Genomic DNA, 11,854 nt, shown 5'->3' on the forward strand with positions numbered 1-11,854 from the left:
CACCCGCCCCGTCCCGATCGCGAACTCCAGCGCCGGCCCCCCGTCCGCCAGCGCAGCCAGCCGCCCGACCGTCGCCGCCAGGATTTCGGGCGCGAACATGCCCTCGTTCTTGTCGTAGTTCTGGGCGGCTTCCTCGTCCCAGATCTCTTCCTGAGCCATCTCGATTTTCACATCGAGGATGATTCCGTGCACGCTGCGGCAGTGTCTAAGGGTTTTGCGGTCGGGGGACCTGCCGTCAGTTGCAGGTGAGGGTGACGAGGGAGGCGGTCATGGGCTCCCTGCTGCCGCTGGTGCGCGAGTCGACGAGATTGAGCACGGCCTTGCCGGTGGGGAATGGGCCGGCGGTCTGGGTTCGCCAGATGCCGTGAAGCTCGGCCTGGGGCAATTTGAAGGAGTTGCCGACGTCGTCGTTGCCACTTTTTTCGTTGGTGGCCCAGAAATACTTCGCATCGTACTGAGAGTAGGTAGACGGGGCGATGTAGATGTCGAAGGTGCACGCCTCGTGAGTCGGGACGTCGCTGAAGATCCACTGGGCGTAGTTCATCCAGCGGTCGGGGGCGGTTTTCGTGGTGGGCTCGGTGTACAGCAGGTTGTTCGCGCATGTGGTCGTGGGCACGGTTCCGGTCGCCGGCACGGTGGCCCATGCGGTGTACGGCACATCCGGCTGCGGCTCGAACGCGGCGTCGACGGTGTGGGTGCAGCCGGTGCCCACGGTCTGCTGGTAGGCGGGTTTGGGCGTTGTGGTCGTGGCTGGAACGCCGGTGTGGGTGGCGGTAGGGCTGCTGGGCGGCGTGGACAGGTGCGTCGAGCCGCCGGTCCACGGGCGGGTCGCGAGCACGGCTGCGAGGGCGAGGACCACGACCAGCGACGGTACGGCGACTTTGGCCCGGGTGAAGGCGGACAGTCGCGCCCCGGCGGTTTCCTTCGGGTGGTCGGCAGAAGGCGGTTCTTCCAGGCCGGCCGCGTTGCGGGCGAAGGGGTATTGCCGGGCGCCGCGGGTGCCGGCTTCGACGGGTTCGGGCAGGCTCGCGCGCAGTAGACGGCCGCGCATCTCGAGGAAGATCTGGTCCAGGCGGAGCGTCGCGGGCAGGCGGGGAATGCCGGCGTGTACGACGTCGAGTAGGGCCTGGGTGAAGTAGGTCGGCTCTCCGGTCAGCGGTGCTTTGGCCTTCTTGTCCCGGGCACTCGCGCCGATGTAGTACAGGCCGTCGACCGGGTAGACCTCGGCGATGTCGGCGGACTGGAAGACATAGTTGGCCCGGTTGCCCAGTTCCGCGTGGCAGCAGTCGAGGATGACCAGCTTGGTGGCCGCCCGGCAGCCTCTCATGATCTTCGTGAGGTTGTCGTAGAGCATGGCGGTGTGCGGCAGGGCCTCGGGATGCGGGTCGGTGTCGCCCAAGGCCAGGGCCAGCTGCCCGTCCAGGGTGCGCATCCCGTGCCCGACGTAGTACACCAGCAGGACGTCCTGCGCCTCGCGCACCTCGGCGAGGACCCGGCGGGCCAGCTCGTGTGGCGCGGCCACATCCACCAGCGTGGTGACCCGCTCGGCGGGCCACCCGCACAGCTCGCTCGTGAGCAGCTCGGCCATCGCCGTCACGCTGCCGCGGGCCGCGGGCAGGTCCGGGATCCGGGGATGCTCGCTGTAGCGGGCGTTGCCGATCAGGATGGCACGAGATCGCGACAGGTCACGATCCATCGAACATCTCTTTGACCAGGGGCAGCACCTCGTCGATGTTGTCCGCGGTGATCTCCAGCCGGTTCCGGCCGCGCCGGAGTTTCAGGGTGAAGGCCGGTCCGCGCGACTCGACCAGGGTCTTGATGATCTCCAGGAACACCGTGATCGCTCCGCCGGAGCAGGCCACGGTCAGCAGGTCAAGCACCGAGCCCTGCTCGCCCGGCTCCACCGGTGCCGGGACCGCCTCGACCGCGATTCCCGGGAGCCCGCGCAGCTCGGCGTAGACGGCGTCGAAGTCCTCGAGGTCCCCCGCGGAAAGCTCGACCTCGCCACTGCCGGCTTGCTGTGCCATCTCAATTCCCTCCACCTCGGCCACCGCGGACGGCGCCGTCCGCGGTGTGGACCGCGACGATGTCCGCGCGTCGTTGAGTCGTCCGTCGCAGCATCCGCCTGGGCACACGGCATATGCGAGTACTGACGAGTTTTCCGGAAACCGGCCTCGCGTGAAGGGAATCGCCGGACGCCCCCGATAACGATTCAGTGCACTGATGCAGCTGCCCGATCCCGCGCGGCCGCGACGACCTCGGACGGGCCGCAGGCCCAAAAGAGCAGGGCGCCGAGGAGGCGGGTGGCCGGGCGGTCGAGGAGGTGGCGCACGAGGGCGGGTCTGCGGATGCCGAGTTGGGCGCGGGCCCAGCCGGGCAGCAGGCTGATGCCGCCGTTCATCAGGATTCTGGTGGCGGTGCGCTCGACCGTGTCCCGGCCGAAGGCGCGCAGGAAGCCGACGGCCTGCACGGCCGCGGGAGTCGGGCGCAGTTGCGGTCGGACGCGGGTGAGGTATTGCTCCATCTCGGACACCGACTCCGGCACCCGCACCGCGCCGAGCCGGCGGGCGAGGAGGGCGACCTCGGCCACGTAGCGGTCGCACTCCGCGTCGCCGAGGCGGTGGCGCCGTCCGGCGAAGGTCTGATAGCCCGCCAGGAAGCTGCGTATCTCGGCGGTGTGCACCCACGTCAGCAGGTCGGGGTCCTCGGCGCTGTACGGGGTGCCGTCCGGGGTGACGCCGTGGATGTACGTGTGCACCTTGCGCACCGCGGCGATCTGCGTCTCGGCGTCGGCGGTGGAGCCGAAGGCGGTCATGGTCACATACCTGGCCGTACGGCTCAGTCTGCCGAGCGGGTCGGCCCGGTAGTCCGAGTGCTCGGCCACGCCCGCCATGGCCAGCGGGTGCAGCGACTGCAGCATCAGCGCGGCGAAGCCGCCGGTGAGCATGCCGATCGCGTGCCCGTGCACGTCCCAGACGGGACTGTCCGGGCCGAACAGGCCCGGGTCGCCCGGCGGCCTGCGGTAGCGCTCCAACCGCAGGTCGCCGCCGTGTACCGTGTCGATCACCTTCGTCTGGATCCGAGCGCGCAGCCCGTCCCACACCGCCACCGCCGTACCCTCCCGACCTCGAGACCTCCATCCCAAGGTACTGACCGCCTCCGTCAGCGCGGAGGCCGGGTCATCCCGGTGACGTTCAACAGCTCCTCCAGCCGGGCCGCGGTCAGCGGCTTGTCCGCCTCCTCGCCGACCAGGCCGCGGTCCGCGACCACCTGACGGATCGTCCTGCGCTCGGCCAGCGACTGCTTCGCGATCCGGGCGGCCTCCTCGTAGCCCACGACCGGGGCCAGCGGCGTGACGATCGAGGTGGAGGACTCGGCGTACTCGCGGCAGCGGTCCCGGTCCGCGGTGATGCCGAGTACGCAGCGCTCCGCCAGCAGCGCGGTGCAGGTCGCGAGCAGGCGGATCGATTCGAGCAGGTTGCGCGCCAGCATCGGCAGCATCACGTTGAGCTCGAACTCCCCGGACGCGCAGCCGAACGCGATCGCCGCGTCGTTGCCGATCACCTGTGCGCACACCATGCGCACCGCCTCCGGCAGCACCGGATTGACCTTGCCCGGCATGATCGAGGAACCCGGCTGCAGCTCGGGCAGCCCGATCTCGGCCAGGCCCGCACGCGGCCCCGAGCCCATCCAGCGCAGGTCGCCGCAGATCTTGGCCAGCGAGACCGCCAGCACCCGCAGCTGCCCGGAGGCCTCGGCCAGCACGTCCTGCCCACCCTGCGCCTCGAAGTGGTCGGCCGCCTCCACCAGCGGCAGCCCGGTGTGCTTGGCCAGCTCCCTGATCACCCCTTCGGCGAACCCGGGCGGGGCGTTGAGGCCGGTGCCCACGGCGGTGCCGCCCAGCGGGAGCTCGGCCAGCCGCGGCAGCGTGCCCCACAGCCGTTCCACGCCCCGCCGCACCTGCGCGGCGTACCCGCCGAACTCCTGGCCGAGGGTGACCGGGGTGGCGTCCATCAGGTGCGTACGCCCGGCCTTGACCACGTCCGCGAACTCGCCCGCCTTGGCCTCCAGCGCCGAGTCGAGTTCCTCGAGTGCGGGGATCAGGTCGTGCGTGAGCAGGCCCACCGCGGCCACCCGGATCGCCGAGGGGAACACGTCGTTCGAACTCTGCGAGGCGTTGACCTCGTCGTTCGGGTGCACCCGGCGGCCGAGTCGGGCCGAGGCCAGGGTGGCGACCACCTCGTTCGCGTTCATGTTCGAGGAGGTGCCGGAACCGGTCTGGAACACGTCCACCGGGAACTGCTCGTCCCAGTCCCCGGCGGCCACCTCGCCCGCGGCCGCCGCGATCGCCGCGCCGATCTCGGGTTCGAGTACGCCGAGCCGCACGTTGACCACCGCCGCGGCCTGTTTGATCAGACCCAGGGCCCGGATGTGCGCGGGCTCGAGCGTGCGGCCGGAGATCGGGAAGTTGAGCACCGCGCGCTGTGTCTGCGCCTGCCATTTGGCGTGCGCGGGGACCCGCACCTCGCCCATCGAGTCGTGTTCGATGCGATCCTGTGCCAATTCGTCCACGTCCAACACCGTATCGGCGCATCGGTAGAATGCGGGCATGACGCGACGAGTGGCCACCAACACGACCGTCGGACGCGAGGAACTGCTCGCGTTCCTGCGCCCCCGGCACAACGGGCTGGTGATCACCCGCCGGGCGGACGGCTCGCCGCAGGCCTCCCCGGTCACCTGCGGTGTGGACGAGCAGGGACGCATCGTGGTCGCCACCTATCCGCAGCGCGCCAAGGCCCGCAACGCCCGGCGCGACCCGCGGGTGGGCATCGTCGTGCTCTCCGACGCGTTCGGCGACGCCTGGGTGCAGGTGGACGGCACCGCCGAGCTGATCGACGCGACCGAGGACGTCGAGCCGCTGGTGGAGTACTTCCGCTGCATCGCCGGCGAGCATTCCGACTGGGACGAGTACCGCGCGGCCATGGTCGAGCAGGGCAAGACGCTGCTGCGGATCACCCCCGAGCACTGGGGCCCGATCGCCACCGGCGGCTTCCCGCCGGAGTTGGCCGAGGACTGAGCCGGCCGCGCCGCGGTGCGCGGCCGCGCCTGCCTAGATCGCCGTCGGGTTGAGCGCCTCGCGCGGGGCCGGGCCGCCGAGGGCGTTGCGCACGGCGGGCTCGCGCAGGCTCGTCATCCGCCGCCAGCCGCCGACGCGTTCGGCCGCGTACACGGCGTGGATCCCGGCGGCCAGCACGGCCGACTTGGCCGCGGACCAGCCCAGGATGCGGCCCATGTGGTCCATCACGGCGAGGCTGACGTCCCGGTAGATCCGGATCTCGGCCATCGCGGTCCGGCGCAGGATCCGGTCGAGGTGGCGCCGGTCGCCGTGCGCGGCCAGGCGCAGCAGCTCCTCGTGGCAGTAGGCGAGGTGGTTGTCCTCGTCCGCGCTGATCATCCGTACGGCGGCGCCGACCTGCGGGTCTTCCTTGAAGACCCGGCGCAGCAGCTTCATCTGCTCGCTCGCGCGCTGCTCGGTGACGCGGCTGTGCACGAGGTAGACGGTGATGTCGTGGTCGTTGAGCGGCTCGCTGCGGGCCAGCCGGGAGTGGGCGAGGCCGATGCCGCGGCGCTCGAGCAGCATGGTGTAGTCCGTCTCCCGCGGCACCTCGACCGGCTCGAGGCCGCGGTTGCGCATCAGGCCCCGGAAGATGCGCCCGTGCTTGTCCTCGTCCGCGCCGTGCCGGGCGATCTTGGGCGCCAGCCGCCGGTCCGCGACCAGCTCGGCGATCCTGCCGTTCTCCCAGCCGCCCTGGTTCTCGCCGGCCATGGCGATGCTGCAGAACAGCCGGAAGGCCTCGTCGTCCTGATAGATCTCCTGGAAGAGAGCTCTGGCCGAAAGCACGCGGACCTCCTCATCGCTCGCGGGCCCGCTGCCCTCGAGTGCCGTTAGGGCGAGTAGAAGTCCGCGGGCCACCGGTCGCAAGCGCTGCGCTACCCGTTCGGCCGAGCACGCGGTATGCGGACTCGGCCGAACGAGGGATCGGACTAGCGGGTCGTCACCAAGGTTTCGACGTGCCGTCAGCTCCAGGCCGTGGCGGCCGCCCAGGACGTGTCGTCGGCCCACAGCGTGGTCGAGTCCCACGTGTTCGAGCCGCCGTCACCCGCGACGTAGACGGTGTAGTTGTAGTGCCGGATGAACTTGCTCGAATAGTTCAGCGACTGGAACGAGTAGCCGGTGCCGCTGTTGCCGACCTGGGGACAGAAGGTGGCGTCCTGGGCGAACTGGCTGGTCCCGTCGCTCGTCTCGAGGTAGAGCTCGAAGTTGTAATGCCGCAGGTAGTAGCCGGACTCGTTCGCGGACTGGAACGAGACGCAGTTGCTGTTGGCCAGTCCGGGCTCGACGATCCAGGTCGCGTCGGCCTTCGCCGTGGAGGTGCTCGACGAGGTGACGGCGGCGATCACGACCTTGTCGTCCGCCGAGTCGTGCTGGATGTAGTCGGAGGTGCAGCACGCGGTGGTGGCCTGGATGGACAGGCGGGCGCCGGAGACGAACGGGGTGCTCGGCAGGGTGTAGTCGGCCGCGACGATGTTCGCCTGCACGGCGTTGTCGGTCGCGTCGGTCGGCTCGCTCGCGGTCATCACGCCCTCGAAGAAGCTGCCGTCCGAGGACTTGCTGTTGTCGCCGCCGGTGCCCAGGACGATGCCGCCCTCCTGGCTCATCGGGATGTAGCCGCCGGTGGTCGGCAGCGAGCCGCTGTACCAGGTGGTGAGGCTGCCGGACTGCGCGTTGCCGCCCTTGAGCGCGTACGTGCTGGTGCCGTTCGTCTTGAGTATCGCGGTCACGAACGAGCTGTTGTTTCCGGTGTTCGCGGTGTTCGAGCCGTTGCCCCCGGCGAACAGGCCGTTCTCCAGGTCGCCCTGGACCCACGGGCCGATGCCGGTACAGGGCGAGAACCAGCACTCGGTGCCGAAGTTGATCGCGCTCATGTGGCCGTTGCCGTTGTCGTCGCTGTTCTTCTCGGCGTTGCCGTAGTCGAAGCAGCAGCCGTTGTTCACGTGCGTGCCCGAGGCCACCATGTACTCGCCCTCGGCCTCGCTCCCGGTGGCCGTGCCGGTGGCGGAGTTGTCCCGGTAGCCGTTGCCCGGGGCGATGTAGACCCCGTACACCTTGGATCCGTCCACGTAGACCGGCAGCGCGGTCGCGCTGGAGGCGGTGTCGGCGCTGCCGTTGCCGCCGGCGCCCTCGACGGTCAGGTCGTTGTGGTTGGAGGTCTGGTCGTAGATCTTGGTGATGGTGCAGGTGGTGCCGGAGCAGAACGAGTCCTGCGTGGCCGCGTTCGCCGCGCCGCCGGCCGCGAGCGGGCTGATGTTCGTGTACGTGCTGTCCGAGGCGCGTTCGACCTGGTAGAGCGGGCCGTCGTAGGCGGCGAACAGGGCGCGCGTGGTGCTGTGCGCGGCCACGCACGGGGTGCCGGCCGAAGCCAGGATGTCGCAGGGCTCCTGGGTCGCGGCCTGCGAGGCCACGGCCGTGCAGAAGAGCAGGCCGGCGGCCAGGGCGAGGGTGGTGCCGAGCGAGGCGAGCAGCCGCCGGCCGCGCGCCGAGCGGGTGCGCTTGGCGCCGGAAGCGCGGGTGGACGGGGATGCGGATCGTGATCTCAGAACCATGCTGAACTCCGTTGTCCAGGATCTCCAGGGGGGTGGCGCGGTGCGCGCGGCGGCCTCGCGTCCGGATCCGGTCGCGGGGTCGAGGCATGACGTGTCCGTCCCGGCCGGGCAGAGCGGCCGGGCGGAGATTGGTCTATACCTTTGTTAGCGCTAACATTTCAGTGGGCGTGGATGCTGCGCAGCCGGCCCGGTGGGTCGGGCGGCTCGGTAGTGCGACGGGTCACACTATGGCTGCGGTCTGAGGGTGCGTCAAGACTTACCGGCGCACTCTTGTGAACGTGCACAAAACGGCCGCGCAACGCGGCGAATACGGGGCACTGGTGCGGCGACGAGGGGGCGGCGAAGGGGCCGCGGCGGCGCGGCGCGGCGGGCGGTGGGCCCGGCGCTCGGGCGGATCGCGAGGCGGCCGGTCTTGACAGTCCCCTGTGAGAGCGTGAGCATGGGAGCCACGGAGAGCGCTCTCCCGCGTGGGGTCGGGGGAGCGCTCCCGTGATTCTCCGCTGCCGGCGTGATGCTCAGCCGCCCAGATACGTGCCCATGACTCTGCGCCGGGTGGCCCGATCCAGCCGGTAGAGCAGCAACCAGACCAGCAGGACGATGCTCCCGGTGACGATCGGTCCGACGATGCCCGCGAGCAGCACCCGCTCGGGCTGGAGGATCAGGCCGATCGCGGTGAAGAAGCAGCCGATCATGCCGATCCCGATACCGGTCATCGGCAACTGCACCGGCAGCCCCGGCGGCAGCCACCGGCGTACCGCGCGCGCGGCGCCGGCGAGCAGCAGCGCGAAGAGGGTGAGGCTGGCCCCGAACAGCGCGACGGCGACGTCCGTGCCGGCCGGATAGCCCGGGTTCTCGTCCGTGATGACGGTGACGGCGCCGTCCCCGGATCCGGCCGTCAGCGCGACGATCCGTCCCTGCCAGAACGTCGCGTCCAGTATCCCGTCGTCTCCGGCGGCGTCGGCGAACTCGGTCGAGGGCGGGAACGCGGGGGAGTAGGAGGGGTTGACGGTACCGGTCGCGTCGGCCGGAACCAGGTCGATCGCATACTCCTCGGAACCCTGCGGGTAGGTGCCGTAGTCGTACGACATCGCCAGTGTGCCCACGCAGTCCGCGCTCGACGTCGTCAGATCCACGCTCCGCGCGCAGGACGGCGCGTGTGCGAGCGTGTCGGCGTCGGCGTAGTGGCTCACCGCTCCCGCACAGAAGCCCACCGTCATGACCAGGCCGAGCAGCAGCACGGCGCCGTAGGCCACGAATCTGACCGTCAGCCAGACCGGGTGCCGGATCCGGAAGTCCGCCTCCGTCAGCGTCCGGCTCCGCGTCCGGCCGCGGGCGGCGTTCGCGCCGCGCCGCGTCGCGCGGATGAGGTCTTCGATCGGCGGTATGGAGTCCTGTGAGCTGCCGTGGCGGAACAGGTCCTCCTCGCGGCGGGGGTCCCGTCTACGCTCCCGATTGCGCATACGCGCACCGTAGCGCGAACGACACGCGTGCGCGCCCATGCCGGTGCGCTCGACCGGCTCGACACGGCGGCGTGCCCACGATCTCGATCTTCGCGTTTTCTTGATCGAACTCTTGAGATCACGGCATTGTTTCGAAGACTCGACGGCCGGGGGCGGAGGCGGTACCTTTGCTGGGCGCTCCTCACGGTTCAACGCTCAACTGTTCACCGTGCGCAGCGCGTCTCGATCGTCCCTCCGGCTTCGCGACCGGAGCCGATCGACCGTACACGGACTTGAACCCGGGAACCGACGTCGGCTCCCGGGTTGCGGCTTTCGCGGGCCGGGGTCCGCTTATTCGAGTTTCACCGGTGGGGAGTGGCGAAGTGGGTATCGAGATGCAGGGCTCCTATGGCAGCCCTTATATCATAGCGCTGTCATATGCGATGTCCTGTGTGGGCTGCGGCATGGGCCTTTCGGCCATGGCCAGGTCCCGGTCCGCGGCCGGCCGGGCCCGGCGGCGGTGGCTCGGGCTCGGGGCCGTGTCCATCGGCGGCACCGGAATCTGGGTCATGCACTTCATCGCGATGCTCGGCTACTCGCTGCCGGGCACCCAGATCACCTACAACCTGCCGCTGACGCTCGCCAGCCTGGTCGTGTCCATCGCCGTGGTCTGGTTCGGCCTGCACTTCGCGGTGCGCGGCCGCGGCGACATCTCCGCGCTGATCCCGGCGGGCCTGGTCACCGGCATCGGCGTGGCCGGCATGCACTACCTGGGCATGGCCGCGATGAACATGCAGGCCTCGGTGCACTACAGGATCTGGCTGGTGCTGCTGTCCCTGCTGATCGCGGTCACCGCGGCCACGGTCGCGCTCTGGTTCGCGGTGAACCTGCACGCCGCGCCCGCGATGCTCGGCGCCGCCCTGCTGATGGGCATGGCCGTGACCGGCATGCACTTCACCGGCGAGGCCGCGATGGTGGTCACCTCCGCCCAGGAGTCCGCCGGCTCCGGGCTGACCGCGAGCCAGATGATCGTGCCGCTGGTGGCCGTGGTCGTGGTCTCCACCTTCGCCATCCTGCTCACCATCGGGCTGAGCCAGAGCGCGGAGGAGCTCCAGCAGGAGGCCCGGATCAAGGAGAACCTGAGCAAGCTCGACGCCATGCGCCGGGCCGGCTGAGGCTCCGGCCGCCGCGCCCGCCGACGCTCGAACGCCCGCCGCCCGCCGCCCGCCTCAGCCCTGGGACGAGCGCACCTGCTCCCGCGCCGCCTGATCGTCCTGATCGGCCCGCGGGAGCCGGGAGAGCGCCAGCAGGTACTCCGTCAGCGCGATCAGCACCCTGCGGCAGTCGGCCCGGCTGCGCGCGTCGAAGTTGAGCACCGGCACGCCGTCCGGCAGGTCCAGCGCCTGCCGCAGCGTCTCGACCGGGTAGACCGGCGCCTCGGGGAAGCCGTTGGCCGCCACGATGAAGGCCGAACCGCGCCGCTCGAGGCGTTCGAGCACGTCGAAGCTCTCCTCCAGCCGGCGCACGTCCACCAGCACCACCGCGCCGAGCGCGCCGTCCACCAGGCCGTCCCACAGGAACCAGAACCGCTCCTGCCCCGGCGTGCCGAACAGGTAGAGCACGATGGACTCGCCCAGGCTGATCCGGCCGAAGTCCATCGCCACCGTGGTGGTGGTCTTGGTCGAGCGGTGGCCGAGCACGTCGATCCGGGCGCCCTCCCGGGTCATCGTCTCCTCGGTCGTCAGCGGGCTGATCTCGCTGACCGAGGTCACCAGGGTGGTCTTGCCGACGCCGAGCGGTCCGACCACGGCGATCTTCAGCGCCGTCGCCAGGGCGGGCACCGGTGTGGGGGCCGGTGCCGACGGCTCAGAGCCGTTGAAGCCCACGGAGTACCTCCTGCAGCAGTTCGGGGTCGGGCAGGACCTGGGTGCGCGGGGCGCGGGTGATCACCAGGCCCGCCGAGAGAAGGTCGTCGATCAGGACGGCGGTGGCGCTGAAGGGCAGCCGCAGGTGTGCGGACAGCTCCGCCGCCGAGAGCGGGGTGCGGCACATGCGCAGGATCGCGCGGTGTTCCGGGGCGCGCCCGGCCGACTCCGCGGCCATCGCGCCGACCAGGGTCACCAGGTCGATCGTGGTGCGGCCGGAGGGGCCGACCCGTCCGCCGGTGATGACGTAGATGCGGGCCAGGTCCCGTGCGTCCTGGTCGTCGAGCTCGGGCATCGGTCGGGCCCGGGTCATGCCGGTTCGGGTTCCGGCGCCCTCGGCCCGGTGGCCAGGTGATCGCCCAGCCGGGCCACCAGATCGCGCATCTGCTGGCCCATCAGGCCCGCGTCCACGCCGGCGTCGGCCAGGGCCGCCAGGTACGCGCCGGGACCCGCGGCCATCAGGAAGAAGAAGCCGTTCGCCGACTCGACCACCACCAGGCGCACCTCCCGGCTCTCTCCCGGGTGCATCTGCGCGATCGCCGCGGACAGGCTCTGCACTCCGGCGCACGCGGCGGCCAGCCGGTCGGCGAACTCCACGTCCGCGCCGCGGTGCGCCATCCGCAGTCCGTCGCCGGAGAGCACCATCACCTGCCTCGTGCCCGGCACCGTGGCCACCAGGTCCTCGAGCATCCAGTCCAGTTCGGGTCGAAGCCGGTTCACGGCGCCATCCCCTCCTTCTTCTTCCTCGGGCTCAGGCCCTCGCGGGGTGCGGAATGCAGGAGGCCGAGCCATTGGCCGGGGCCCGCGTCGTTCGGCGGGTCGGGT

Annotated in this window: 12 protein-coding genes and 1 pseudogene; 2 read left to right on the top strand and 11 right to left on the bottom strand. The window is 70.7% G+C overall.

Features of this window, described 5'->3' with window-relative positions:
• The 5 genes and pseudogenes from KDL01_RS33195 to KDL01_RS33215 form a co-directional block, all read right to left on the bottom strand.
• A pseudogene (locus KDL01_RS33195) lies at positions 1 to 159 on the bottom strand (SAM-dependent methyltransferase); the annotation flags it as partial.
• Positions 160 to 235: 76 nt separating this feature from the next.
• Positions 236 to 1,696 (bottom strand): caspase family protein, encoded by a 1,461-nt coding sequence (locus KDL01_RS33200; protein ID WP_212532642.1) that lies wholly within the window; start codon positions 1,694 to 1,696, stop codon positions 236 to 238.
• Positions 1,686 to 2,027: an effector-associated constant component EACC1 gene (locus tag KDL01_RS33205; protein WP_212532643.1), complete on the bottom strand. Its 342-nt coding sequence runs from the start codon at positions 2,025 to 2,027 to the stop codon at positions 1,686 to 1,688. The genes KDL01_RS33200 and KDL01_RS33205 overlap by 11 nt, the downstream gene beginning before the upstream one ends.
• Before the next feature lie 185 nt (positions 2,028 to 2,212).
• Positions 2,213 to 3,109, bottom strand: a complete 897-nt coding sequence (locus KDL01_RS33210) for an oxygenase MpaB family protein (protein WP_212532644.1) — start codon at positions 3,107 to 3,109, stop codon at positions 2,213 to 2,215.
• A gap of 53 nt (positions 3,110 to 3,162) precedes the next feature.
• Positions 3,163 to 4,611, bottom strand: coding sequence for a class II fumarate hydratase (locus KDL01_RS33215; RefSeq protein WP_438802004.1), 1,449 nt, complete (start codon positions 4,609 to 4,611; stop codon positions 3,163 to 3,165).
• Between KDL01_RS33215 and KDL01_RS33220 the strand changes: the two genes are divergently transcribed.
• Positions 4,610 to 5,077 (top strand): PPOX class F420-dependent oxidoreductase, encoded by a 468-nt coding sequence (locus KDL01_RS33220; protein ID WP_212532646.1) that lies wholly within the window; start codon positions 4,610 to 4,612, stop codon positions 5,075 to 5,077. The genes KDL01_RS33215 and KDL01_RS33220 overlap by 2 nt on opposite strands.
• A gap of 33 nt (positions 5,078 to 5,110) precedes the next feature.
• Here KDL01_RS33220 and KDL01_RS33225 read toward each other — a convergent pair whose 3' ends face one another.
• From KDL01_RS33225 to KDL01_RS33235, 3 genes are all read right to left on the bottom strand, one after another.
• Positions 5,111 to 5,902, bottom strand: coding sequence for a hypothetical protein (locus tag KDL01_RS33225; protein ID WP_212532647.1), 792 nt, complete (start codon positions 5,900 to 5,902; stop codon positions 5,111 to 5,113).
• 176 nt (positions 5,903 to 6,078) lie between these two features.
• On the bottom strand, positions 6,079 to 7,665 hold the full coding sequence (locus KDL01_RS33230; protein WP_212532648.1) for an alpha-L-arabinofuranosidase B: 1,587 nt from the start codon (positions 7,663 to 7,665) through the stop codon (positions 6,079 to 6,081).
• A gap of 515 nt (positions 7,666 to 8,180) precedes the next feature.
• Positions 8,181 to 9,125, bottom strand: a complete 945-nt coding sequence (locus KDL01_RS33235) for a hypothetical protein (RefSeq protein ID WP_212532649.1) — start codon at positions 9,123 to 9,125, stop codon at positions 8,181 to 8,183.
• A 362-nt stretch (positions 9,126 to 9,487) separates the two neighbouring features.
• On the opposite strand from KDL01_RS33235, the gene KDL01_RS33240 reads away from it, so the two are divergent.
• Positions 9,488 to 10,279 (top strand): MHYT domain-containing protein, encoded by a 792-nt coding sequence (locus KDL01_RS33240; RefSeq protein ID WP_212532650.1) that lies wholly within the window; start codon positions 9,488 to 9,490, stop codon positions 10,277 to 10,279.
• A 54-nt stretch (positions 10,280 to 10,333) separates the two neighbouring features.
• Here KDL01_RS33240 and KDL01_RS33245 read toward each other — a convergent pair whose 3' ends face one another.
• From KDL01_RS33245 to KDL01_RS33255, 3 genes are read right to left on the bottom strand one after another with little or no spacing between them, the layout of a single operon-like run.
• On the bottom strand, positions 10,334 to 10,990 hold the full coding sequence (locus KDL01_RS33245) for a GTP-binding protein (RefSeq protein ID WP_307846730.1): 657 nt from the start codon (positions 10,988 to 10,990) through the stop codon (positions 10,334 to 10,336).
• Positions 10,971 to 11,342: a DUF742 domain-containing protein gene (locus KDL01_RS33250; RefSeq protein WP_212532651.1), complete on the bottom strand. Its 372-nt coding sequence runs from the start codon at positions 11,340 to 11,342 to the stop codon at positions 10,971 to 10,973. The genes KDL01_RS33245 and KDL01_RS33250 overlap by 20 nt, the downstream gene beginning before the upstream one ends.
• Positions 11,339 to 11,719: a roadblock/LC7 domain-containing protein gene (locus KDL01_RS33255; protein WP_246577351.1), complete on the bottom strand. Its 381-nt coding sequence runs from the start codon at positions 11,717 to 11,719 to the stop codon at positions 11,339 to 11,341. The genes KDL01_RS33250 and KDL01_RS33255 overlap by 4 nt, the downstream gene beginning before the upstream one ends.
• Between the last annotated feature and the right edge of the window lie 135 nt (positions 11,720 to 11,854).

Source organism: Actinospica durhamensis (assembly GCF_018139695.1).
Classification (GTDB): Bacteria; Actinomycetota; Actinomycetes; order Streptomycetales; family Catenulisporaceae; genus Actinospica; species Actinospica durhamensis.